25 protein-coding genes are annotated in these 25,739 nt (G+C 39.3%); 3 read left to right on the top strand and 22 right to left on the bottom strand.

The genetic code is table 11. The annotated features are described in order from the left end of the window. The first annotated feature begins 158 nt into the window (after positions 1-158). The gene (locus AB5I83_RS04400; protein WP_448973102.1) at positions 159-2,276 is read left to right on the top strand and encodes a transglycosylase domain-containing protein; all 2,118 of its coding nucleotides are present in this window, start codon (positions 159-161) and stop codon (positions 2,274-2,276) included. Positions 2,277-2,664: 388 nt separating this feature from the next. Here AB5I83_RS04400 and AB5I83_RS04395 read toward each other — a convergent pair whose 3' ends face one another. The 3 genes from AB5I83_RS04395 to AB5I83_RS04385 all read right to left on the bottom strand — a co-directional run bounded on the left by AB5I83_RS04395 (position 2,665) and on the right by AB5I83_RS04385 (position 5,174). Then, complete coding sequence (locus AB5I83_RS04395) at positions 2,665-3,222, bottom strand: GNAT family N-acetyltransferase (RefSeq protein WP_448973100.1); 558 nt, start codon at positions 3,220-3,222, stop codon at positions 2,665-2,667. Between the two features lie 69 nt (positions 3,223-3,291). Then, complete coding sequence (locus AB5I83_RS04390; protein WP_167832576.1) at positions 3,292-4,236, bottom strand: ABC transporter permease; 945 nt, start codon at positions 4,234-4,236, stop codon at positions 3,292-3,294. Then, positions 4,233-5,174, bottom strand: coding sequence for an ABC transporter ATP-binding protein (locus AB5I83_RS04385; RefSeq protein ID WP_448973097.1), 942 nt, complete (start codon positions 5,172-5,174; stop codon positions 4,233-4,235). The genes AB5I83_RS04390 and AB5I83_RS04385 overlap by 4 nt, the downstream gene beginning before the upstream one ends. Before the next feature lie 213 nt (positions 5,175-5,387). Here AB5I83_RS04385 and AB5I83_RS04380 point away from each other — a divergent pair, with 213 nt between their 5' ends. Then, positions 5,388-5,543: a YpzG family protein gene (locus tag AB5I83_RS04380; protein WP_102263026.1), complete on the top strand. Its 156-nt coding sequence runs from the start codon at positions 5,388-5,390 to the stop codon at positions 5,541-5,543. Between the two features lie 68 nt (positions 5,544-5,611). Here the strand turns inward: AB5I83_RS04380 and AB5I83_RS04375 are convergent, their stop codons facing one another. From AB5I83_RS04375 to AB5I83_RS04350, 6 genes are all read right to left on the bottom strand, one after another. Next, positions 5,612-6,439: an undecaprenyl-diphosphate phosphatase gene (locus AB5I83_RS04375; protein ID WP_448973095.1), complete on the bottom strand. Its 828-nt coding sequence runs from the start codon at positions 6,437-6,439 to the stop codon at positions 5,612-5,614. Positions 6,440-6,578: 139 nt separating this feature from the next. Then, on the bottom strand, positions 6,579-7,073 hold the full coding sequence (locus tag AB5I83_RS04370) for a GtrA family protein (protein WP_448973093.1): 495 nt from the start codon (positions 7,071-7,073) through the stop codon (positions 6,579-6,581). Then, positions 7,030-8,064, bottom strand: a complete 1,035-nt coding sequence (locus AB5I83_RS04365; RefSeq protein WP_448973091.1) for a glycosyltransferase family 2 protein — start codon at positions 8,062-8,064, stop codon at positions 7,030-7,032. Before AB5I83_RS04365 ends, AB5I83_RS04370 begins: the two co-directional genes overlap by 44 nt. A gap of 17 nt (positions 8,065-8,081) precedes the next feature. After that, positions 8,082-9,752, bottom strand: a complete 1,671-nt coding sequence (locus tag AB5I83_RS04360; protein ID WP_448973089.1) for a DUF6044 family protein — start codon at positions 9,750-9,752, stop codon at positions 8,082-8,084. Between the two features lie 109 nt (positions 9,753-9,861). Further along, positions 9,862-10,317 (bottom strand): CBO0543 family protein, encoded by a 456-nt coding sequence (locus AB5I83_RS04355; RefSeq protein WP_448973918.1) that lies wholly within the window; start codon positions 10,315-10,317, stop codon positions 9,862-9,864. A 216-nt stretch (positions 10,318-10,533) separates the two neighbouring features. Continuing rightward, entirely contained in the window at positions 10,534-11,778 is a 1,245-nt protein-coding gene (locus tag AB5I83_RS04350) for an MFS transporter (protein WP_448973087.1), read from the bottom strand. 322 nt (positions 11,779-12,100) lie between these two features. Between AB5I83_RS04350 and AB5I83_RS04345 the strand changes: the two genes are divergently transcribed. Further along, positions 12,101-13,843: an AAA family ATPase gene (locus AB5I83_RS04345; protein WP_448973085.1), complete on the top strand. Its 1,743-nt coding sequence runs from the start codon at positions 12,101-12,103 to the stop codon at positions 13,841-13,843. A 29-nt stretch (positions 13,844-13,872) separates the two neighbouring features. Here the strand turns inward: AB5I83_RS04345 and AB5I83_RS04340 are convergent, their stop codons facing one another. From AB5I83_RS04340 to AB5I83_RS04280, 13 genes are all read right to left on the bottom strand, one after another. After that, entirely contained in the window at positions 13,873-14,700 is an 828-nt protein-coding gene (locus AB5I83_RS04340) for an STAS domain-containing protein (RefSeq protein WP_448973083.1), read from the bottom strand. Between the two features lie 144 nt (positions 14,701-14,844). Next, positions 14,845-15,120 (bottom strand): YkvA family protein, encoded by a 276-nt coding sequence (locus AB5I83_RS04335; protein ID WP_448973081.1) that lies wholly within the window; start codon positions 15,118-15,120, stop codon positions 14,845-14,847. A 508-nt stretch (positions 15,121-15,628) separates the two neighbouring features. Next, positions 15,629-16,390: a MerR family transcriptional regulator gene (locus tag AB5I83_RS04330; protein ID WP_448973079.1), complete on the bottom strand. Its 762-nt coding sequence runs from the start codon at positions 16,388-16,390 to the stop codon at positions 15,629-15,631. Positions 16,391-16,491: 101 nt separating this feature from the next. Next, positions 16,492-17,127 (bottom strand): hypothetical protein, encoded by a 636-nt coding sequence (locus AB5I83_RS04325; RefSeq protein ID WP_448973077.1) that lies wholly within the window; start codon positions 17,125-17,127, stop codon positions 16,492-16,494. Next, positions 17,117-17,641 carry a sigma-70 family RNA polymerase sigma factor gene (locus AB5I83_RS04320; RefSeq protein WP_448973075.1) on the bottom strand — a complete coding sequence of 175 codons (525 nt, stop codon included), beginning with the start codon at positions 17,639-17,641 and terminating at the stop codon, positions 17,117-17,119. The genes AB5I83_RS04325 and AB5I83_RS04320 overlap by 11 nt, the downstream gene beginning before the upstream one ends. 118 nt (positions 17,642-17,759) lie before the next feature. Continuing rightward, positions 17,760-20,045 carry an ATP-dependent DNA helicase gene (locus AB5I83_RS04315; RefSeq protein ID WP_448973073.1) on the bottom strand — a complete coding sequence of 762 codons (2,286 nt, stop codon included), beginning with the start codon at positions 20,043-20,045 and terminating at the stop codon, positions 17,760-17,762. 116 nt (positions 20,046-20,161) lie between these two features. Continuing rightward, positions 20,162-20,290, bottom strand: coding sequence for a hypothetical protein (locus AB5I83_RS04310; RefSeq protein ID WP_448973071.1), 129 nt, complete (start codon positions 20,288-20,290; stop codon positions 20,162-20,164). Positions 20,291-20,568: 278 nt separating this feature from the next. After that, positions 20,569-21,789 (bottom strand): helix-turn-helix domain-containing protein, encoded by a 1,221-nt coding sequence (locus tag AB5I83_RS04305; protein ID WP_448973069.1) that lies wholly within the window; start codon positions 21,787-21,789, stop codon positions 20,569-20,571. 186 nt (positions 21,790-21,975) lie between these two features. Beyond that, positions 21,976-23,262 carry a S8 family peptidase gene (locus AB5I83_RS04300; protein ID WP_448973067.1) on the bottom strand — a complete coding sequence of 429 codons (1,287 nt, stop codon included), beginning with the start codon at positions 23,260-23,262 and terminating at the stop codon, positions 21,976-21,978. 364 nt (positions 23,263-23,626) lie between these two features. Next, positions 23,627-24,373, bottom strand: coding sequence for a hypothetical protein (locus AB5I83_RS04295; RefSeq protein ID WP_448973065.1), 747 nt, complete (start codon positions 24,371-24,373; stop codon positions 23,627-23,629). Continuing rightward, positions 24,360-25,022: a cobalamin B12-binding domain-containing protein gene (locus AB5I83_RS04290; protein WP_448973063.1), complete on the bottom strand. Its 663-nt coding sequence runs from the start codon at positions 25,020-25,022 to the stop codon at positions 24,360-24,362. Before AB5I83_RS04290 ends, AB5I83_RS04295 begins: the two co-directional genes overlap by 14 nt. A gap of 11 nt (positions 25,023-25,033) precedes the next feature. Beyond that, positions 25,034-25,402, bottom strand: a complete 369-nt coding sequence (locus AB5I83_RS04285) for a hypothetical protein (protein WP_448973061.1) — start codon at positions 25,400-25,402, stop codon at positions 25,034-25,036. Continuing rightward, positions 25,399-25,704: an antibiotic biosynthesis monooxygenase family protein gene (locus AB5I83_RS04280; RefSeq protein ID WP_448973059.1), complete on the bottom strand. Its 306-nt coding sequence runs from the start codon at positions 25,702-25,704 to the stop codon at positions 25,399-25,401. The genes AB5I83_RS04285 and AB5I83_RS04280 overlap by 4 nt, the downstream gene beginning before the upstream one ends. Between the last annotated feature and the right edge of the window lie 35 nt (positions 25,705-25,739).

Here is a 25,739-nt window from a genome sequence, read left to right as displayed (position 1 = left end):
TCAATCAGACCGTTTTCATTACAGTACTTCAGGTCCTTTAGTCTGTTTAAATGGCTTCAACTTTCCTGAAATACAGCAAATCATATATAATGGAATTTAAATTAGGTAAAGAACCTAAATAAGTCACCAAAAGCTTCATTCATAAAAGGAGAAATGATATGCATTTACTGCAACGATTTTGGGAGGCTATTGTCCGATTCTGGAAACGGCGCCACCTGACTCAAATCTTGTTATTAATCTTATTGGTTTTCATATTGTTATCGATTCTATGGTTTGCTTTTATAGCCAGCAGGGCAAATGTTCAGACCCTGAAGGATGGTTTGAGCCAGGCAACCACGATTTATGACCGCAATGGTGATGAAGCAAGCAAACTTGCTACGAACCGGACTGGTGGAGTTTCGATTAAGGATATGCCAGAGCATGTCCCTAATGCCGTAATTGCAATTGAGGATGAACGATTTTATGAACATAATGGATTCGATATTAAAGGCATCGCCCGCGCTTTCTTCGGAAACCTTTTAGCAGGAGGCATAACCGGCGGTGGCAGTACCCTTACCCAGCAGTTGACAAAAAACGCTTTGTTATCATCAGAGCGGACATACAAACGTAAAGTGGAAGAGTTATTTTTGGCAGTAGAGCTTGAAAAAGAGTATGAAAAGGATGAAATTATAGAAATGTACCTGAACCAGGTGTATTTCGGGAGTGGTGCATTTGGCATCAACAATGCCAGCAAGAAATATTTCGCAAAGAATATTCAGGATGTCACCATAAGTGAGGCTGCATTGCTTGCCGGACTGCTTAAAGCCCCTTCTGCCCTGGATCCTTATAACAATTATGATGCTGCGATTAAACGCAGGAATGTTGTTCTAGCTAAAATGAACGAGTTAGGGATGATATCCGATTCTGAATTTAAAAAAGCAAAAGACGAAAAGATTGTATTAGAGGACGGTGGCGGATCTCTCGCAGACCGAAAATACCCTTCTTATGTCGATGCTGTTTTAGATGAAGCAACAAGTAAATATGGACTTACTCAGGATGAAATCATGACCAGAGGCTATCGCATCTATACTGAACTTGATCAGGATATACAAGCTGGCCTGGAAAATGTATATCAACAGGACCGCCTATTCCCTGATCGATCAAGAGACGTGTTGGTGCAAAGTGGCTCTGTGTTGCTTAATCCGGATAATGGTGGTGTCCGTGCGTTGGTTGGAGGCCGGGGTGAAAAAGTCTTCCGAGGATTTAACCGTGCTACACACCTAAGGGCTCAGCCAGGTTCGACAATGAAACCTCTGGCCGTTTATACACCTGCGCTTGAGGAAGGTTATGAATATGATTCCATGCTTGTCGACGAGAAGATGACTTTTAAAAATTACAGCCCAAAAAACTTCTCAGACACTTACCAAGGAGAAGTTCCTATGTATGAAGCCGTGGAAAAGTCGATTAACATACCTGCTGTATGGCTTTTAAATGAGGTTGGCTTGAATAAAGGCATCGATGCCGTAAGAAGATTTGGAATTAAGGTTGAAAAAGAGGATCAGAACCTTGCACTCGCCCTGGGAGGTATGCATAATGGGGTTTCTCCGCTGCAGATGGCTGAAGCATACTCTGTCTTCCCTAATGGCGGAAAGAAGCACGATGCCCATTTGATCACAAAAATTGTCGGGCCGACAGGTAAGATGATTGCAGAGCATGATGGATCGACAACTCGTGTTACATCCAAATCAGTGGCTAATGAAATGACGTCCATGCTATTGAATGTTGTAGAAACCGGGACTGGTAAAGGGACCAATATAGAGGGTGTTGAAATTGCCGGTAAGACAGGTTCTACGCAGCTCCCTTATTCAGATATCAATGGAACAAAAGACCAATGGTTTGTTGGTTATACACCGAACATCGTCGGAGCAGTATGGCTGGGATATGATAAAACGGACCGCGACCATTATTTATCCAGCAGCAGCTCAAAAGATGTAGTCCCCCTGTTCAGGGCGATCATGGAAGAAACAGTTCCCCATATTGAGCAGGAGGATTTCAAGGTACAATCAATCAACGAACGGAAGTCTGGTGCAGTAGTTGATTATGAAGAAACTGAAAAAGCAATCAGGGAAAAAGCAAATGAATTGGAGCAAGAATTAAAAGAGCGTGCTGGCAAAGTTGAAGAAAAACTAAAAGAGGAAGCGCCCAAGTGGAAAAGAGTATTTGATCAGATGCAGGAAGATGCCGGAAAGGTCGGCGACAAAGTGATGGACAAGCTTAGGGAGTGGCAGGGTCAATAAAGGAAGAACGAGCAGTCGGAATTGGCTGCTCGTTTTTTATTGTATTTATGTAATCAAATCATATTTTGCAAGCCTGACTAGCCTTCAGAAAAATTACTGCTATTCGCTACAATTTTGTCTGAACTCGGCTTTGCTTCAGACAAAGTTACGGGCATTCAACTCGGTTTTGTCTGAAGTCGGCTTTACTGCAGACAAGATCAGGAACCTTTATCTCGGTTTTGTCCGAACCTGGCTCTACTTCGGACAAAATCAAGAACCTTCAACTCGGTTTTGTCCGAGCATAGTATCTCTTCAGACAAAATTCCGCACCTTTGTTTCGGTTTTGTCTGAACGTCTACCATTTCTGACAAAGCTCCAATCGTATAAAAGTTTGCATCAACCCAAATAGTTAAAATACCTTCGAATAAATACAGGTATCTCTTAATTCACCGTCGACGGACAGTGAATCATTCTTTAATATTCCATCGAGAGCAAACCCTAGCCTTTTGGGGATCGCTCTGCTTTTGGTATTCAACGAATCACATCTGATTTCGATTCTGCGTGCTTTAAGCTCCCGGACAGCAAAATCAGTGATACCCTGGACAGCCTCTGTCATATACCCTTTTCCACTAAAACGGGTGTCAATCCAATAACCGATTTCGAATTTAGGGACGTCCCAGTTTATTCTATGCAGACCGGATGACGCGACAAACTCCCCCGTATCCTTCTTGAATACAAGGAGACGCATGTCTGACCGGTTCAAAAAGTTAATGTAGCCCTGCCTGACCACGATTTCTGTTTCTTCAACACTTTGTTCTTTTTGAGCAAATGGCATCCATGGCTTAAGCTCCTCTAAAGATGCATTGATTGATTCGCAGGTTACAGCTCCGTCCCCAGGCATCGGCATCCTGATTAAAAGACGTTTTGTTTCAAATTCGGATGGAAAATCCAACAAAACAGGATTCACCTTCACCTCTCCCCTTTCATCTTCCATATAAAAAGAGCGGTCACAGGACCGCTCTTTAAATTATTCTGCTTAAATACTGATATCCCTCTTTTGGAAAAAGAAAAAGGTGAGCATCATAAAAATAGCGTAATATACCGCAAGAATAGATAGCGAAACCGGCAATGTTATATTCTCAAGGATTCGATCCTGGAGTGCATAGACAGTCAAATCCAGATGCGGGAAAATCAGAAATTTTGCCCATGTGTATTTATCCGCAAGCATCAGGATGATTCCTCCGATTGTAGAGGAAAAGAACAGAACGAAAATCCCGATACCAACCGCAAGAGCCTGGCTTTTAAATAAGGTAGACAGCATAAACGCGATTGTCATGATGATCAGCAAGCTCGGAATGAAGTAAAGCATTTTTAACATGAATTGTGTACCAACAATTGCTACCTTTCTTCCTTCCAGCGTAATTTCAAAAATCTTCATATTGAAATCTCCACTGCCAAATAAGATCAATCCAATTAAATATCCTGAAACAATCAATGTCAGGACCAATAATAATGCATAAATGATGACGGCTATATACTTTGACAATAAAATTCGCCATCTTTGATGCGGCCGAATCAATAGCTGTTTGATTGTTCCATCAGAGAATTCTGCAGCGACATTGGCACTGCCGACAACCACCACGAACAAGGTGACAAGAGAACTGACACCCACGACTACATCGTTCATGAAATGCCAGTTTGTTTTTTCATTTGGGTTAATGTCTTGATCAAGATACTGCTGAGTCTGTTCAATTTGGTTTTGGATCATTTTCTTTTCATCATCAGAGGCTGATGCCATCTGATTTTCAAGCATCGCAATCTCATTCTGGGTATCCTGTCTCCAGTTCGGATTTGGGTCTGCGCTGAACTTCATATAAATGATTCCAGCAATCAAAACAGCCAACACGATTATGACCATATAGATCCAGCTGGCCATTTTGCCGAATATCTTCATCAGTTCATTTTGAATTAAAGGAATCATACCATCTGCTCCTTTTTATCTTTATTGGTTATTTCCAGGAATCTGTCTTCGAGTGTTGCTTTTACATTTAATATTTCATAAACATCGATATCATGTTGAACAAACAGTTTGTTGATTGTTGGGATTTGTTCTTTGCGGGCTGCTAAAGTTATGCGATTGCCTTTACTAGATGTTACTTTAATATCAGTCATTTGCTCTGCCAAAAGCTTAGAAGCAAGCGTTGGATTCGATAATTCCACTTCGATCGTTTTTACTTCGATCGTTTCTGATGTTTCATGGTCATACATAGAAGAAATATGTATTAATTTTCCTTTCTCGATGATCGCAAATCGATCGCACATTAGCTGCATTTCAGACAATAAATGAGACGAAACTAATACAGAGGTCCCCTGGCTTGCGAGCAAGCGTAAATAATCCCTGAACTCACGAATTCCCTGGGGATCCAGTCCATTGGTAGGCTCATCCAGAATCAGAATGGACGGTTTATGTAAAATCGCTTGCGCCACTCCAAGGCGTTGTCGCATACCCAATGAATAAGTGCGGACCTTATCATGAATGGCATTTTCAAGCCCTACCAGCTTTGTTACTTCATTTAACCGCTCTTCAGTAATTTCGCTTAATGCCATGCGAGCATAATGCCTGAGATTCTTATATCCACTAAGGTATTTGTAGAATTCAGGATTTTCAACGATGGCTCCTAATTCATTCATTGCTGCTGTAAAGGAATCATCCAGATCATGTCCATTTACGAGCACAGTTCCTCCACTACGATTAATCAGGCTAACAATCATTCGGATAATGGTTGTTTTGCCGGCACCATTTGGACCGAGCAGACCGAAAATTTCTCCCCGTTCCACTTGAAAACTCACGTCATCAACGATTGTTTTTTTACCAATCGTCTTAGTCAGGTCTTTTACCTCGAGGGCAAATTGCGACATAGAATCTCCTCTTTTCCTAAAAAAATTATATAAAATGGCTTCACAAAGATTAATACGATGAAAATTGTAAAAAGTTACAAAAAAAGCAAAAAAAGATTATTTTTAAAAAGCATTTATTATTTTTCTGTATATTGGTCCTTCATAATACAAACGATATTACTGATATTCGTATGAATATCGGGTGTTTCAAAAATCCATTCATGAGGTGATTGTATGAGTTACAAAGATCATTTGGATCCACACTCACAACTTTTTCACCACAGCAGGTCAAGGCGCAAGCATACAAACTCGCAGATCAATGGGGAAACCCAGGTGGCACAAAATGTCCTTATTGCGAGGAGTAACGCTAAAGCGCACCGCATGTTTTGATTTTTTGAAACCAAAAAAGGAAAAGGCGCATTTTTGCGTCTTTTCCTTTTTAATATGGTGTAAGAGCTTTATAGAAAAATAAAATAAATCAATCCAGCCAAAACAATCCGATAAATCGCAAATGGCATTAATTTAATTTTATTGATAAGTTTCAAAAAGAAGCGAATGAAAATCAATGCAAACACGAATGCACTGATAAAGCCTACAGTGAAAAACGGTAAAGCATCCATTGTAAAGTACTCCCAGTTTTTCAAGAGGGAAATGCCGCTGGCACCAAGCATGATTGGAACCGCCATGATGAAAGTAAAATCGGAAGCTGCGCGGTGGCTCATCCCAAGAAGAACGCCACCGGCGATTGTAGAACCAGACCTGGAGAATCCTGGCCATAAACCAAGACACTGGAACAAACCTACTCCGAAGGCTTGTTTATAACTGATATGATCAACATCCTCGGTCTTAAGCGTCTTTGGCTGTAAGCGGTCTGCAATTATTAACAAGAATGCCCCAACTACTAATCCGATAATGACAGTTTCAACCGAAAATAGATGTTCATCAATATAGTCCTCAAATAAAACGCCCGTCACCCCAGCAGGGATCAACCCTACAATCACCTTAGGCAAACTCAGCCTCCCTTTTGATTCACCAATCGAAACACCCTTTTCCAATCCCAATAGATTAATGAATCGATCTTTGAACACAATGACCACTGCCAAGATCGACCCTAATTGAATAACTACTTTAAACGTATTGGCAACTGGTTCTGTGAATAGTTGTTTAGAGTGCAATAGCAGGTCATCGACAATAATCATATGACCGGTTGACGATACAGGCGCAAATTCAGTTAATCCTTCTACTAGCCCGAGTATAAATGCCACAAATAGTTCCCAAATGTTCATGAAATGGTCTTGCTCCTTTAAGGGGTAAATTTTTAGGTGCTGTACTTTACGGTGTTTTGAAGTCCTAAAAAACAAACAGCAAATGCACTTATTCATTTTTATCTATAATTGGACATTTAGTCAATAAAAAAAAGCAGCATCAAGAGCTGCTTTGAGCGTAATCATTAAAAACAAAATATTTTTGTCCAATATAGTTAGCGAGAGTATAGATGAGAGCCCCTAACAGTATCGCGAAATTGTCTGAATCGATATAAAATTCACCAAGTGTGAAGGAGTCCATAGAACCAGTTATCAGCCTGCTGATTGAATAAGAAAATATATAACACGCTAGAACAACTGCAGAAAATCTCGGTATTCCAACCTGGATAGGAACCTTACTATTAAATGTAAAAGTTCTGTTCATTAAATAGCTGACTATCGCGCCAACCGTATTTCCAGTGAATGTGGCATACCAAAATGGCCATTCCAGCCCATTTTTCAAAATAAGCATCAAACCCATTCCAACAAGTGTATTCAATAACCCGACCAGCAGAAATTTTATGAATTCCAGAAAGCTTACATTCCCGAGTCCAATCCTCTGCGCCAGCTGGTTAGTTATTCTCAGATAGCTTCCGAGTTTCACTGATTGGCTCATAATCTGCTCCTTCCATGTTGATCAATTTTCTCGACACAGGCAGATTAAAGAGATCGACATCGATAATATATTTTGGACGCCGCTTCGTTTCTTTGTAAATTTTCCCTATATACTCTCCAACCAAACCAAGGGCAATCAGTTGCAGGCCCCCAATAAGCCATATAGATGTTATTAAGGAAGTCCATCCAAGCTCTGTGTTCCCAAAAAACTTCAATGTGAGAAAATAAAGACCGAATACAAGGCTTACGAGAAAAGAAAGACATCCTATAAGCATCACAAATCTGATTGGTGTCACTGAAAATGAAGTGATGCCATCAAAGGCGAATGCCAGCATTTTCTTCAATGGGTACTTTGTTTCCCCTGCTAGGCGTTCTCTCCTTTCGTAACATACTGAAGTAGAGTTAAAACCGATTAAAGGGACAATTCCACGAAGAAACATATTGCTTTCCGCAAATTGTTCCAATTCTTCTACAGCCCTCTTGCTCATCAAACGAAAATCTGCATGGTTGAAGACTAGTTTGACTCCCAGCTTGTCCATCAGCTTATAAAATCCTTCTGCAGTAAACCGCTTGAAGAATGTATCACTCCCCCTGCTGCTTCTCACACCGTATACCACTTCGTAACCCTCGTTGTACTTTTTAACCATTTCGTTAATAGCATGAATGTCATCTTGGAGGTCAGCGTCAATGGTTACCATGCAATCGGACGCTTCCTTTGCTGAAAAAAGTCCGGCGAGCAAAGCGTTTTGATGTCCGGCATTCCTTGAGAGCTTAAGGCCTTTTACCATTTCATTATTTAAGCTGGCTTTATAAATCAAGTGCCAGGTCCTATCTTTGCTTCCATCATCGACAAATAGGACTTTGCTTTTATCTGATACTATATTTTGCTTAATCAGTTCACTGAGCTTGGCAGTCAACTGATCGATTGTCACTTCCAGGACTGCTTCTTCATTATAACAAGGTACGATAATTGTGAAGATCGGCGTATTCATTATTAGCCTCCTTGGTGTCATAAAGCTTCATAGAGGTAAATTTTCCAGGCACTTTCCTTTGAGTCAAAGACTTTATCAAGCTTCAGGTCATTTTCTGATGCGTTATCAATAGGAACTGAAGAAAAGATAAACTCTCCGCCCATCTCTTTAAACTGCTTTATGTTCACGTCTATGTTTTCAATTCTTCTCTTTGATGTTTTTTTAAACACATAATGTTTTCCCAATTCATCGGTAAAAAGATAACAGCGTCCGCCCCACTCATCAAAGTAGATCCGGATTTTCTTATTCTTTTTAAGTTCATTTTCAATAATCTTCCTGAACTGCTCTTTATAACTCAGAGGATAAAAATTATTGTAGGTATCCAGGGTGTAAAATCCATTATATTGAGCGATTGCTGGATGCAAGCCTATACTGGCTACACGATAGTGATGTTGAGGTTTTCCTATGTGATTTTTGATAGCTTCAAATTGTTCTACTGCGTAAAATTCCCCGACACTAGGCTTTTTGCGGTGTATGATCTCTTCGTTTGAGAACAAAAGAAGGATAATTTGGGCAGCTATTAACCAGGGCACTATTTTCTGCAATTTTATTTCATTCCATAGAATCTTGAGGCCGATGGCAAACAGAATATACAAGAGTAATGGACGCAAAAAGTGAAACCTGGCGAAATTAAATGTATCCAGGAAGTGGAATTTTTCAGTTAATGGAAGCCATCCTTTATAAAACCAAAATGCATACCAGGCAGATAATACAAAGTTAAGAGAAAAAAAGACCACAAAAATGCGTTCTTTCTTCCACTTTTTATGCTTCCAAATAAGAAGCATCGCTGCTACAATGACTGGCAGTATTACAAGAGTATGTACCGTCATAACATGTGTGTGTCCTAGGAAGAAGTTTTTGAAGGTTAGCCTGACAGAGTGCCAGAACGATAGTCGTGCGTGAAAGTATTCATCTCTGCTATTCGGTTCCCCATCAAATAAGAAGGAGTACACCAGTCTGTAATCAGTGACTAAATACATAGCTGTCATATATGCTATCGCTAAAAAGAACCTCCAATTCCAGCCTTTTCTGCGGATGAAATCATAAAGCCAAAGTATTCCCATTGCACTGAGGAAAAAGAAAAAACCAAGAACGATACTTGAATAAAATGGCAGGAGTGTAAGCGTAAGATAATACGACCAGGAAACCCTGCCTTTTCTGATATGCAAAAAAGCCCAGAGTGCGAGAGGCATACCTAAGGTACTAAGCATCCCAGACGGCCAAAATGGAGTAAGGGAAAATGCAAGAGCTGTCCCGACACGAATAATGCTTTTTTCTTCCGCTTTAATAAAGTGGTCCTTCAAAACTAAATACATACCAAGGAAAGCTACGAACCTGGTGATTCCCTGACTTACTCCATAAGCAACCATTGTCGGGAATAATACATACAGCCATACAATTAGGCTGAGCTCGGTTCCAAGCGCATTCCTCGGCAGCCCATTGATGATTTGAGGAATCCTGGAATCTAAAGAACCGGTAAGCTCGCCACTCTCAGCAAGCACCTTGTACCAAGCCAAATTTGAGTCAAGATTGTCATGGACCCTAATATGGGCATCGTCTCCTAAAATAAAATAAGGGGATAAGTAGAGAGAAATCACAATGAGTGAAAATATGATGAGTTTTCGCTCTTTACCCAATAAGTAAGACAAATCACATTACACCTCAAATTTCATATTTGCTTCGATTATTATTATGGTTTGCACATTTTTTGAAACTATTCCCTCAATTGTCCAGGGAACAACAATTGCACCTTCACCCTCATATAAGCTGGTAATTAAAAATCAGTAAATAAAAGAGGACAAAGAACACCGAGAGGATTAACGCAACCAATGGCTTCTTGTGGTGCAGCATGAGCATGGGATACATCGTACTATAGAAAAAAACTTCCCAGCCCATAGACCAGCCGTGTGCAAATTTAATGGCTCCTATTTTGAAGGCAATGGTCTCGACTAAGATAGACAACGATATCCATTTAACATAGTGCAATATTCTTTGGGATTTGCCCTGTGGATAGTTTCCCAGAAACAGAATGATCATACTTGGGTAAAAAATGAATGTATATAATGTTTCAGTGACAAATAGACTGATAAAATTTCTGTCAAATTCCCATAAGTGTTTGTTGCCGATATAAGATATGTACTCATAGAAGCAACTAAACAGAGCCCAATAATAAAAAGTAGGGAGAAATTCCTTCCATCGTTCCCACTTCCCCATTCCAACCGACAAAGCAAATCCACCTAATATAACAAAAGCATGGAACAATTTCTTCCCTCCCTTTTATCCCAACACTTATAACTTCAATTGATTTCCTTTTCTTCAATCAAATGTATTTTCTACTATTCAAAAGGTTTTATGTATGAAGGGATACCTGTACTGCAGTCACATCACAAAAAAGCTGTACTGGTGTGATTTAAACCAGTACAGCTTTTTTTACCCCTCTTTTGTTAAATTGTTCTCTGCCTCAAGAATGAAAAGGTCTTTTTTGGACTGAAGAAATATCAGCGACATCAAGGCTGCAGCGAGTAACAGTCCTATTGCAGAGAATGCGACAGTAACTGTTTGCAGTGTAACTACTTCTGCTATATAACCCAATAACAAAGTTAACAGGATTTGAACCATTGCCTGAAAGAAGGCAAATGAACTGCTAAACCTGCCCATCAAGTCGACTGGTACATTGTTTTGGAAAAAAGTTGCATAACCAGTAAAAGAAAATGGTGAAAAGAACCCAATAATGATAAATCCGACCACAGCCAGCGGGATCGTTTGTGGTGAAGCAAGATAAAACATCAAGTAACCGGTCACCGACAGAAAAGACCCCATACCCAAGAGCATCCTTATTGAAAGACGATTCGCCAGCGCTGACACAGCTAAAGAACCAGCCACATACCCAGCTCCAGTGAGGCTTACCAATAATCCGTAATTCTTTTCGGATAAGCCCATAACCTGTTGTATGAAGGTAACCTCCTGTGAGTCGAGGGAAAATGAAATTAAAGTGATGAATTGAAACATAAGGAAAATGATCATAAAACCAGTTGCTGTTTTTCCAAAACTGATGACAGCCTTCCAATCCTCAGCGATCATTTTCATCGTAATCCGTTCCCTAACTTTTTCACTGCTTAACTTTTCATCCACATCTGGCAGGAAGAATATGGCCAATGCACAAAAGAAAAAAGTAACTGCATTAATGTAAATACTTGTATTTATGCTTCCAAACATAATCAGAACTCCTGATACACTAGGTCCTACAAGCATCGCACCAGACGTTGCAAACGAAAAGATGGAATTGAAACGTTTTCTTTTTTCAGGTGGAACAAGCTTTGTTATATAAGTTTCTGACGTGGGACCAAAAAATGCTCCCGCTATATTTGTTAAGAACATAATTATGTATATCGGAACAATTGAATTAAAAAATGGGATGATTGCAATAAGAATTCCACGAAGTATGTCAATGTAAACTAATAATCTCCGCTTATTGACACGATCAATGACGCTGCCTGCCCATGTGTTCGTAAAAAGGATTGCCAATGGCCTAATGATAAATAATCCAGCGATTGCAGCGGCAGAACCTGTTAATTTTAGAACCAATAAATTTATAGCCACAAAATAAATCCAATTACCAATGTTTGAAACCCCTATCCCCAGAACTAAAAGTATGGGATTCTTCCAGCCTTTCAAACAGACCCCTCCCGTGTGCTGAATATGAATGCAAAATTCACTTATCTATTCTCTTTCCATCCTATCTTCAACTTCCAAAAGTTTCAAGAAGCTATTTATATACATTCCATTTTTTTACTGAATTCATTAATTGTCACAATTTGTCCATATTAATTTTCCCAACAATTTTTCTGAAACAGGCTCTATACCCCTATTTATGAGCATATTAAACATTTAGTCTATTCTTTTCATTTATTTACCAGCGGGAGTCATACGATTTACCTATTCCTTACATAGGTATATTACTTATAATGGTATATAGAATAGATAAGGAGCTGAAACCATGAATTCAAATCCGAAGTTTGTTTCTAAGATTCTTCCGCTTTTTGCGGCGTTTATGGTTATAGTTACGATTGCAGCGACATTTGTCGTTCAAAATACTGATGATAAAGTATCTGTCCCTTTTTCTTCTCTTGTCAAGAGTATAGAAGGCCTTAATGGCAGCGAAGCAACCCTTACTGAAAAAATGGATGGAACTCTAGTACTTGAAACGAAAGAATCAACATTAGTTTCCCAAGTTCCTCCCGGAAGCCAGATGGTCGATAAATTAGTAGAAAAATATAATGTGAACTATCAATATATGAATAACAGCAAATATGGTGCCTGGATCCTCGGCGGAGTATTATTGCTTTTGCTAGGTACTGCGTTTGTTATTCAAAAGAAAACTGGTGGTATCGGTACAGGAAATAGAATGAAGAATAGTCTTTCAAAACCTAACCCTCTCCCTTCCATTACTTTAGAAGATGTAGGTGGATTGCAGGAAGAAATGAAAGAGGAAATTTTTCAGACACTCTCAATACTGAAAAATCCGGAAAAGTCAGCAAAGATGGGCATTAAACCGCCAAAGGGCATACTATTGTATGGACCTCCAGGCACAGGCAAAACCTTGCTTGCTCAAGCTATTGCTCGTGAATTGAACGCCAACTTTTTCTCTGCCAGCGGATCTGCATTTAATGAAATGTTCATCGGTGTAGGTGCCTCTCGTGTCCGAAGCTTATTCCAAAGTGCACGGAAGCAAGGGCCAGCCGTCATTTTCATCGATGAAGTTGATGCTCTTGCCGGTAAACGTAAGCCACATGGCGGTGAAGAAGGTGAAAAGACACTGACAGAACTGCTTGTCCAGCTTGACGGAGGCCACGCTAATGATGGAATTCTTTTCATTGCAGCTACGAACAGGAAAGACATGCTGGATGATGCATTCCTACGTCCAGGTCGTATCGATTTCTCATTTAATGTCCCACTTCCGGATACAAAAGGCAGAAGAGAGATCATTAACATTCATATTAAAGGAAAAAACCTGGCAGATGACGTTGCAGCATCACTGGATAACCTGGCTGAAAGCACTTCTGGATTCTCAGGGGCCGAGCTGCACTCGTTGTTTGAAACAGCAAGCAGACGTGCATTAAGGAGTGGACAGGATTTCATTTCAAAGAGTGATATTGATTACTCTCTTGATCGGACCATCCTCGGAAGTACTTCCCGTACTCTTCAGGATGCAGATACAAAGCGCAGGGTTGCCATCCACGAGGCAGGACATGCACTTGTGTCAGCAGTCACTAAACCTGGTTCTGTCCGAAAAGCAACAATCATCCCCAGAGGGCAGGCACTTGGATATGTGGCTCCGATTCCAAAAGAACTTCAATTGTCGACTCATAGCGATTTAATTGACCGTATAGCGATGATTCTTGCTGGTGGTGTAGCCGAAAGGATGATTCTCGGTGAACATAGTATCGGAGTAAGCGGTGATGTCCAGCAAGCTAAACAGATTATAGAGCAAATGGTTGACACGGGCTTGCTGCAGGAAGGTTTCTCACTAACATTCAGTAAAGGCTTGAAAGAAACAAAGATGCAGGAGCTTTTCGATGACGCTCTAGAAAAATCCGAAATGATCATTAATGCTCACAGAAGACAATTTGATATGCTAGTAGAAGAATTGCTAAAGAAAGAAACACTTGAAGGTTCAGAAGTTGATGAAATTGTCCAGGATAAGACTGGTTTTCGTGAAGATCAGTATTTAATGGCATAACAAAAAAAGGCTTTCTGCGGAAAGCCTTTTTATTTTTGGTCTAGAGCCTGGGCCAGGTTTGTTCTGATCTCTTTATCTTTGAAAGAGAGCCCAAGTTGAACAGCTGTCTGGGCAATTTCTGGTCTGATGCCAGATAGCGTGGTCTTTACACCTATTATTTCTAATGCGTTCAATAGCTGGAATATTTGATGGGCAACCATAGTGTCAATCATCGCCACCCCTGATAAATCAACAAATAGGTGATGAATATCCCTTTTAGTGCATTGCTTAAGTGTATTTTCAAGAATCATTTTTGCTCTTGAAGTATCAATATCCCCGATAAGAGGCAGCAAACCTTGATGGTTGCTTAATGAAATAACTGGGGCACTTAATTCATTGATAGTCGCCTGCTGGGCTTTCAACACGTTTTGAGAGTATTTATATGTAGCTTCGACGAAACGTAAAATGACCTCGTCCATTTCTTTAAGGATAATATCATACCATAAATCGACTTCTTCCCTTGTGATCCCCGGGTTCATCTGAATAAATTTACGGACATAGTCAAAATACTGATTCCTTACGTTTTTAAATTCCCTGATTACGTAATGAATAGGCGTATTAATATGTTCAAAATCACTTGCTATCTCGATGATCCATGGCTCGAAGTCCCGGAAAAATTCTTGTTCCCCTTTATTGAATAACTCAATAAAATGTAAATGGAAATCATGATTTTGTTTTTTCAACGCTTTAATAACCTTAGGGTCACTCGAAGCATATACACCTGCAGTGTTTGACTTATCAATATTTTCAAACCATTCTTCAGTTAAATTATAGCTGTTTTCTTTTAGGTATTCATATAAGTAATGATTTCTGTGCATCAAGCTTCCCCCTGTCTCGAAATGCACCAAATGGAAATAGTGACAAGATGCAAAATCTTCTATTTTGTATTATACCAATAAAGACTGCCTATTATAAACTTTAACGAATCTATCCTATTACTGGCTTGTATACTGTATCAAACTTTATTCAAGTTTGTGTTTTTCCTTTAACTCAGCCGGAGCCATTTTTATCATCTGTTGGAAAATAATAAGCAGGACACCTACATCATCAACGACTCCGATTAATGTTAAGAAGTCAGGAATGATATCAAATGGCAGGAGAAAATAGCCGATGATCAAGCCAGCTGAAATGAATTTTTGCTTTAATGGAACTAGCCTCGAAGTAAAGAACTCTATTAAAAAGGGTAAAAATTTATGCACTTTAAATACAAGCCTGATTCTTTTAAAAAACTTTTTCATGAAAACCCTCCTTCTGACTATTATTATCCACTTTCACATTTTATTGAATCTTAAAACATTGTAAGAACATCTGGTTAACATTAATACGTTGGATTTGAAGATATGTTTCAATTCAGGAATCAAAAAACAGCCTATAGAATAGAAGCCACTGAAAGTATGCCGATTTTTTAGATTTTCTTAAGAGCCAAACATAAAAGCAGATCAAACTCCATATTTCAGGAATTGGATCTGCTTTTTTTGTTTCTTGTCCTCTTTTGCCTCTAAAGATAATGTCTTTAGTTTAGTTGCACTAGGTTGATTGCAATGGAAGGTGCGTAGACTCCTGCGGGATCAGCGGGTCAGGTGAGACCCCTCAGGCGCTTTAGCGCTGAGGAGGCTACACCTCACGCCCTGCGGAAAGCGAAGCATCCTGGAGTGGAAATCAACCGGCCAATTTAACTAAGTTACCCTATAAGGACTTTTTCAGTGGCCTCATAGAGTATTGGGTGTTTTTAAGACTGTTTATTCATTACTTTTCTTGCTGGTCACAATAAAAGTGGATCGCTTCCTTAAAGAATGCTGCCAGTCCTTGTTGGTATTTATCTATGTTCTTTGTGAACCTCGGATCGTCCACATATAAATTTCCCAGCCCACGAAAGATTTCCAGTGTGCAATCATAATAGTGATCGGTGATAAACTGACGCCAATCCGCTACAGCCTGCTGTACTTCTGGAGCTTCTGGGCCCTTGTCCATCCCGGCAATAAGCCGTTGATAAATTCCCTCTGTTTTACTTTGGATGTCTCCCCAGTCTTCCGCTGAATATCCAGCAGTCTTCTTCTCGACTTTTTCGACAGTCTCTTTCCCGTACCGCTCTTTCGCTTCCTCACTATATTTCTTTTGATGTTCTTCAATTTCCTTCATATCAAACCCTTTGAACATATCCTTTTCTGCCATCTTATAACCTCCTTCTATTGAATGAATTGTCCGTTCCACAGTCATGATCATCTCTTCTAACCGCTTTTTCTTAGCTAAAAGTAATTCTTTATGCTTTGTTAAATTCTCCTTGCGGTTAAACTCCGGCCGATCAATGATATCTTTGATGCTTTGAAGAGAGAGATCCATTTCCTTGAAAACTAATATCTGCTGAAGGCGCTCAAGATTTTCTTCTGAGTATAGTCTATACCCGGCAGTGGAAACAGCTTCTGGTTTTAGTAACCCAATTCGATCATAATGATGTAGGGTCCGTACACTCACTCCCGTAAACTCTGCAACTTCTTTTACTTTATACATGTCTTGATCACCTCCACATATAAATCGTAATCTATGACGCAGCGTCAGAGTCAATACTTTTTATTATTTTATATTTGAAGTATGATTCTAGTCTTCTACACTTACTTAAATGGGATTTCTTTCTGATACGCCTTTTCGTATTTAGTTAATAGCTCCTCTTTATGTGCTTCACTATTGAGTAGAATGTCTCCGTATCCTGGCACTATTGTATGCCATTCCTTTTCTTCATTCTGCCTGGAAATAAATAAGTAGCTTTCACCTTCTTTGAGCAGCTGGTCATTTTCCACCAGAATCAGGGTTTCCCCTTCATAGCCCCCTTGCTGGTTGACTGTTATGTCTCCATGCAATTCACCTTTGATATTTTCAGCCACTTCCACTTTGAACTGCGTTTCAAGCATTCCTCTTTCATCAGATGTTCCAGACAACTTTACAACTCTTCCAACAAACACATTATCTGCCCATCCGACAAGCCTTTTAGGGTCAGTGACATCAAAAGCGTGACTGGTTTGTACTGTTTTGATGACGGGATTTTCAGGTGGCTGATTAGATAACAATCCAGGGCCTGCTATCCCCAGTGCAATGATCACAGCGAGACCGGGTGCTGCAAAGGTGAACCATTTCTTTTTATTGTTATTTCCCATCTCAGATTTTGCCTTTCCAATCCCTAATTTGCTTCGCTCGCTCAATTCATTCGGTATTTCAATTTTGCTCATTTCTGTTTGGACTTTATTGCTCATATGCGTCATCTCCCTTCCAGTTTTTGCGAAGCTTTTCTAACCCTCGATACAATATTGTCTTTGCTGAGCCTAGTGGAATATCCAATGTCTCCGAAACTTCTTTTAAAGTCATTCCTTGATAAAATCTTAGCAGGATGACACTTTTTTCTTCCTCCCGTAACTCTTCAATCAATCCCCTTAATGTAATTTCGGAAGTCAAATCTTCATGAACTGCTCCTGAAATAAAGTCCTCAAAATCAGACTTCAATGGCACAACCTTTTTCCTTTTTCTAAGAATGTCGAGTGAACAGCTAATGGCTATTCTGATCAGCCATGATTTAAAATATTGTGGCTCCTTCAGTTCTTTTATAGATTTAAACGACTTATACGCTGTTTCCTGTACCACATCCAATGCGTCGTTCTCGTTTTTCACATATATATAAGCCATCCTGTATAGATCCTGCTCATATTGCTGGAAAAGCTCAAGAAATGCTTTGTCATTTCCCCTCTGGGCTTTTTTAATCAATGACAGCAATAGATGCACCCCCTTGTTCCATTCTTAATCATTAGACGGAAGTTGCGCCGGTTTGGCTTTCAATTCTTAAAAAAATTCTATAAAAATAAAAACATCCTCTAAAAAGCAGGATGTTTGTCTATTTTACACGATAACTTTTCCATAAATCTGGCAGCAAGAACTGATATTTAGACTGTAAATAACGATCATCCATCAATATAATGGTTCCTGTATCTTTTTCTGAACGAATCAGTCTGCCGCCTGCTTGAAGGACTTTGTTCATACCTGGATAAACATAGGCATAATCATATCCATTTTTACCTGTGGAGGAAAAATGCCGTTTGATCAAATCCCGCTCGAAGCCAATTTGAGGCAGTCCAACCCCCACTATCAACACACCATTCAATCGGTCCCCCTTTAAATCAACTCCTTCTGAAAAGATTCCACCAAGGACAGCGAAACCTACCAGTGAGTCTGATCTTCCTGGTTTAAAGGATTCCAGATACGCTTCACGTTCGGCATCTCCCATTCCTGTATCCTGTACAATTGACGGTATGCCATAATTGCCGAGGTTCCATTCATCCAACACCGAATTAAGATAGAGATAGGATGGAAAGAAGATCAAGTAGTTGCCTGGCTTAGTCTGAATGGTTTCGACAAGTGTTTTGACAATCGGTTTTATCGAGTTTTCTCTATCCTTGAATCTAGTCGAAATAGGCTTGACCATTACCTGGGTCTGTTCTTGGGAAAATGGGGAAGGAATTCTGACAACATAATCATCTTCTTCTCCGCCTAACATATCACGGTAATATCCAGTAGGGCTCAAAGTGGCCGAAAAGAAAACACGGGCTTTGAAACTTTTACCTGCTTGCTTGATTAGATAAGAAGGATCAAGGCAAAATTGCTTTATTTTCACTTCATTCCTTTGTATCTCTGCATATAAAATAAAGCGTTCATCATAAAGCTTGCCGATTCTTTGCCAATTCTGCGCTGCAAAATAGGTTTCAAGCAACAATTCTGGATTCTCAGATCTTTCGCTTAACAGTTCCTGTTCAGCAAGTTCAATAAAGTCCGATACCAACTGATTGAAATCCTCAAGAGGCTCTTCAAATTCGATTGTTTTTGAAGATTCAGCCTGCTTTTTCACCTTGATAAAATAGTCGTTCATTAGCTTGGAAATTTTATGTATGTTTTCGTTCTTCCCCTTAAACTCCCTCTTAAGCTGCAAAAAAGGTGCCTTTTCCAGAGTGGATGAATACATATCCCTCCCTCTGTCAACCAGGTTGTGAGCTTCATCAACAAGAAGGACTGTTGCTTTTTTTTGCTCATCAAATAAACGCTTTAAAGAAACTTTCGGGTCAAATATATAGTTATAATCACATATGACTGTGTCCGCACTATAAGCAAGATCTAGGGAAAATTCAAAAGGGCAAATCTTGTGTTTAAATGCATATTGGTCTATACAATATCGATTTAAAGAGTTTTCATTTTGCAAAATATCAAGTATAGCGTCATTGATTTTGTCATAATAACCGTCCGCAAACTCACAATGCTCTTTATTGCATTCTCCCTGCCCGGTAAAGCAAACTTTGTCCTTTGCCGTTATAGTCACTACTTTCATTTGAAGGCCTCCAGCAAACAGTTGACTAAAAGCATCCTCTGCTGTTTGCCTGGTCGTTGTTTTAGCAGTCAAATATAAAATCTTTTCCAGATGATCTTCACCTATTGCTTTAATTGCCGGAAAGATGGTAGAAATGGTTTTTCCGATACCAGTTGGAGCAGTTGCGAAAATGGTCTTATTTTCAAGAATTGTCTTGTAGACCGTACCAGCTAGCTGACGCTGCCCTTTACGGTATTGAGGAAAAGGAAATGCCAATTCTTTGATGCTTTGATTCCTTTTCAATTCATGCTCTAATCGCAATTTTGCATAGGGAGCAAACATGGATAACATGTACCGCATAGCTTCGTTGATCTCGTCATTTGTCCGAGTCTTACGGAATCTTTTTATTTCACCGGAAGATTTCTGTACATACGTAAGCTGGATATCGATGCAATCCAGTTCATGGTCCTGCATGTACATATACGCATAGCATTCTGCCTGGGCCCAGTGAGCAAGATTACTTTCTTCATTGATCACATCCAGGCTTAAGGAGGTTGATTTAATTTCATCGATTGTCATGTGTCCATCGTTTTCAAGAAGACCGTCACAACGCCCTTCAATCATAAAATGAAGATTCTCACATTCAATTTCAGTCTTTAAATAGACTTCACATTGATCTTGTTCATTATATGTTTTTTGGACTTCTCGATGGATTCGAGATCCTTCGGCAAATGACGAAGTTGAGCTGAATCCAGATACGATACTCCCACTTTTATATACATACTCAGCCAAAGTCCTCACCGGTATCTTCACTACCTTCTGCATCCACTCACCTGCCCCGATCTCTAAAAATCATATAACTAATTATAGTACATACGTTCTTATATATCCAATTAAATAAAAAATCCGCTCCAGAGAATCCTGGAACGGATTAATATCTTTTACCAATGGCGTGTAATTTCAAGCAAAGTGTCAATTTCAATTTGGTTCAGCGCATAACTTAAATCATTTTCAGCAACATCCGTTGTCTCTTCCAACAACTCGTCAATATCCATGCTAATTGTTCCCATACCGAACCTCCTCATGTTTTGAGTGGACAGAATAACATGTCCGCTTCGTAAAGATAGTTCGTTTATTATATGAGGGTTCTGGGGGTAATTTAACGTCATGAAAACTTTCCCAAGTTTTATAGGTATAAAAAACAAAAAGGCCTTAATTTGGCCTTTTTGTTACATTTTTTTATACTGGAGGTTGGATTGGCGGCATGCCCGCTACTAATACTCCTAAAGCAAATGCACTTGATGAAAGTAAAGCAAATAACTTCTTTTTCATTTTTCCATTCCTCCATTTAATTAATTTTTTGAATATATTTTACTGCTTGATCGAACCTGCCAATATTTTGATAGTGGTTCGATAGCATTTTGTAAAATCCGATTAATTCTTCACTTTTCCCATCACTTTCTTCTAAAAAAGGGATTACTTTTGTTTCGGAATATGCAAGTGATTTTTCAGGAGACTCAAGATTCATAAGATAATAATTTGATAGAATCTTATACTTGCGATTATCCAACTTCTTTGATACTCTTTGAACCTCTTGAAAAGCCTCTCTTGCCTTATCCATATTACCAAGTTCCAAGTTAATTTCACCAATAGAATAAGATGTTATTAAATAATGAAGATTAATCTCTGTCTGCATTGCTTTACTTTTTTCAAAGAATACAATAGCTTCCTGAAATTTATTAAGTTTTTTCTGCAAGTAACCCATATTATGATATATTTCTGGCAGGAGTTTGCTTTCTTTTAATAATTCTGCATTCCGAATCAAATGTTTAAAACAATCTTGAGCTTCTTCATAAATCTTTGAATGCGTATAATTGATCCCTAATAAAATCAATACATGCAATATCCTTTTGAAGTTATGGTCCACCATAAATTCTTCCAAAGCTAATTTGCCGTAATAAATAGCGTATCCTGGTTCTTCAAGAGAACTCTTGGCCAGGGCTCGGTGATATAGTAATTCTCCTCTTGATATTTCTATCTTAGAAGCTTTGCCGATCGAACTTAAGATCTCATCTGCTTTTCTACAATTACCTTTCTTTAATAACCATACAGCATGCAGATAGGAAAATAAAGCCATCTGAGGTTGGGAAAAAATATTCTTCTGTTTATTCAAAAGTTCAAATTGCTTACTTGCTTCTGATATCTTACCTTTAAAAATCAAGTATCTATATTTAGCTAGTTCATATGTATGTAAATTTGTTGAAAAAGGTATTATTCCTTCAAACTCCTGAAGGTTCTTCATCACTTCGTCAGCTTCGTCATTTAAATAATAATCGATCTTCTCATTCAGTTCGCTTACTAGCAGCTTAATCTGCCCTTCATTTTCCGTAATGGAAGAAAGGTTTACGCCAAGTCTTTCAAGTAAAAGCCCCATTGTTTCTTGGTTGGCTTCTTTGGAATTGCTTTCGATCTTGCTCAAATGGGGAACTGAACATATGCCATTTGCCAGTTCCTTTTGTGTTAGACCTTGTTGAATCCTATAAAATTTAATGAGTGGTCCAAACTGCATATATTCACCTTCCGTTTTTTATTTTAATCTACCATCTTTCCCAAAATTTTAAACAGTTCAAAAGTACTATTTTTGAAAAATTCTATATTTTATAAATTATTTCTTCATATATTACAACAAATACTGAAATAAAGCCACCCGGATCAATCAACCCGGATGGCTAGCAAAGTTGTAAGTGTGTTCGTATTATCTCACTCGTGGGAAACCGAACCCTGAAGCATAGTCATCGCCTGTAGCTGCTCCTGATCCACCTTTGATGTCATAAAGTTTCGCACGTCTTTGAATTTCAGATCGAAGCTGTGAATTGCTCCAAGACTTATTCGCAGACCATAATTTTGCTGCAAGTCCTGAAATATGTGGCGTTGCCATTGATGTACCGCTCATAGTTGTATAGTTTCCGTCAACAGCTGTTGAATAGATGCCGCCGCCTGGTGCTGCTACTTCAACGTCTTTTTCCTGGATATAATAGTCACCGTCAGTATATGGGTTACCGCGAGAAGAGAAGTCAGATACTTTATGTGTTCCATTTACGAATGTATTATCCAGTGACGCAACAGCAATTGCATTTGTTAAAGCACCAGGGTACCCAATGGTGTTGGCACTTGGTCCACTGTTACCTGCAGCCGCGACAACCAGTGCACCTTTGCTGTATGCATAGTCAACTGCACTTGCGATCATTGAATCTTTGCCGCTTGAACCTAGTGACATTGAGATGACGACTTTGGTTCCTGTACGTACACCTTCATCTGCAGCATGGCGGATTGCTCCTGCGATATCATCTGAATAACCAGAACCATTATCTCCTAAAACCTTATATCCCCACAGTTCCGCTTCAGGTGCTACTCCATATACTCCAGCACCATCGTACCCGCCATTGGCAACAGCTGTTCCGGCAACATGTGTACCATGCCCTTGACGGTCAGTACAAGACCCATTAACCATCGAAGAATATGATTGGGTGAAATCTTTACATTGTTCAACATTGTCAGTTAAATCAATGTGGTTCCGGTTGATGCCTGTATCCAGGACAGCTACCTTGATTCCATTACCACCGCTCGTGGCTTGGATGTAATTATCGTTATAGATTGCCTGGATGCCCCAAGGAGTCTGATCAGATGGATAAGATGCCTGGACTGTATAATCACCCTTGCCTTTTCCTTTGCTATTGCTATTTCCTTCTACACGTGCGTCAATGGTATGAATCCCTACCTGAGACACTTCGATATTTTTGTTCTTAAGCAAAGCTTGATATTGTTTACTATTTACCTCTGCTGTAAATCCTTGTTTGCCAAAATCCCATCTCTTGCCATATTGTTCTTTTACTTTTGCTTTTTCTGCACTCGGACCTTTAATTAAAACTCGATAAGTATCCTGGCTTTCTTGTACTCCCGCGCCAAAAGCCCCTGTTGCAAACAATGAAACACCCATTGCTAAACTAAGTACTGCTGATCCGAGTATTCTCTTCTTCTTCATTCTTTTGCTCCTCTCACCTTTACAAATTTTCAGCTGGCCGGCTGCAAAAATAAGTATATTTTAAATTTTCAGCCAATATCAACAGATAACCAAGCCTATTTGATTGGGAAAATAGAGAGAGCAGTAATGGACGTCCGCTCAAATTTGGTGTCTTTTAGTAACTCTCTTTACAGTTAAATAAACAGTTCTCGCTGGAACATAAATTCTGTAAAACTGATTACTTCCTTATATACTTTTTTAGAAATGCGGAAGCAATACAAGCTTAGTTAACATATAAAATGGTAATTCAACACTCAAAAATATTGGGAAACCAGTGGTTCACCAAAATAAAAACACTCCGATAAAAATTATCGAAGTGCTCATTTTAAGTTGATTTTCTAAACGCTTTGCTGAGAGTATTTAAATACGGTACATCTGGAACAGTCTTTGAACTATTAAGGTAAAAGGCATGATTCGGTTTAATTCCAATTATATATGGCTGAAGCCCCATTATCTGCAACTCCTTAACTAGTGTCACAAAAGCTTCTACTCCCTCAATTGTAAATTCTCCGACACCATTAAAATCGAACAGTACTTCTAGGTACCCACCTTCTTGGGCTTTCCCCAATACCCTATGTTCGTTTTGGCAGATCAGTTCCTGATCCAGGTTCCCAAAAAGGGGCACCAATGCCGCGCTTTTAGTTAATCTAATGAATGGACAGGACAGACTTTTCATCTCGTAAAGAGTCTTTTCAACCAACTCTTTTTTTTCAAGAAGCTCAAGATTCGTATCTGACAGCCGTTTCCGATGTTTTTCAACAATACTTTCTAATTCTATAAGGCGATGGTCTTTTTCAATACAAATGACATGACCCCTGCCCTCATTCCAAATGACACTTATATCGAAAAGGGCGTAAGGAGATTCTCTTGTTTTCATGGTCAGTTCTCCTTCCGCCCTGCCTTCTTTATTTCCCAATATGGATTTTGTTTTGCCATGGCTTTCCCAATCCACCAAATCAAGAAACGTATCTCCTATAGTAAAAGTTTCCGAACTAATTTGAGAAAATTCGAGAATATTATAGTCACTGTCTAATAAAAAATAAGGTTGCGGTGAAAATTTAAGATCCGACATTTGTTTTCACTCCGTGCTGATGACGTTCCAGCCAATCATTTATGTCTTTAAGATTTCTAAGGAAAAGCGTCCGTTCCGATCCATAACGGTCAAATTCATACTGACTTAACAGTCGCCCACCTACAATCACAGCTGGACGGCACGGCAGCTCCTCTAACTCCTTAATATAAGGACGAAGCTGTTCCGCATGATAAAGAATCGAAAAAGAGAGGCATATTGCATCAGGCTTCCAATCCTCGGCGGCCTTTTTAATATATTCAAGGGGAAGATTCGGTCCATGGAATTTTATTTCCCACCCATATTCACTGAACAATTGGCTAGCCATTTTCAATCCAAGATAGTGCTGTTCATTCTCAACACAAAGAAACATCGCTTTTTTCCCAATTGAGGGAATTTGCATATCCCTGCCCTTTTGCCAACTGTATCGAGCCAATATATAATCACATGTCGAGGTTGCCAAATGCTCATCGGCAACCGTAATTTTATTTGTCTCCCACAAATGCCCGACATGCCTCATGGCAGCCGTAATGATGTTTTCATAGATATATAAACTGTCTTTCGATGCCTCCATCTCACCTTCCAATAGTTCCCAGGAGGCATCCTGGTCACCATCAAGCAAAAGCTGTGAAAGCTCTATAGCCTTGTCCATGACACCTCACCTCATTCATTTAATATTGCATCATTTGATAATGAATCGATCGCTTGTTCAAGCATATTAACATATGCTCTTGCAGATTTGTCATCGTTCGATTTTTCAATAGCACCAATCAATCTATTAAAATTATCAATAAGATGCTCTGTCTTCATCCCTCTTGAGGTCAAAATGCCATTTAGCCAATGGGCATAATCGATAAAGTATTTTTCCTCATCCATACTAGCCGCTGTTTGAAGATACTTTATATGATGTTCATTGTCCTCTTTGCATTTTTGCCTTCCCCGTTCACCATATTTTTCGAGCAGGATAGGATAATCTTTGTAAATCCCGTCGGTAACCTCTTCTATAATTGAATTGATTAATGTTTCGTTCATTTGGCTACCACCTGGTATCGTCCAACAGTTGGACGTATGGTAGCAAGTTCCTGATCAGGATAATTCTTTTCAAGTTCATGAACTTTTTTATAGGCGTCACTCGTAATATATTTTATATAATTTCCCTTTGATTCCCAGCAGATTTGGACGGTCAACTCTGATGGTTTTTGTTCGTTTTGAAGCAAGTTAAAGGAAATGAATCCTTCATACTCATCTACCAGGCGTGATCTTTTTTGATAGATTCCTATCACCTCATCAACCTTACCCTCTGGTATATTTACAGTTGAATGTACGATATACATTATTCATTTCCTCCTATTCCCCTTTGAGACATAGT

The organism is Mesobacillus sp. LC4 (assembly GCF_053543455.1).
The sequence above is the reverse complement of the archived record's forward strand: the minus strand, read 5'-3'. Positions and strand labels throughout refer to the sequence as shown.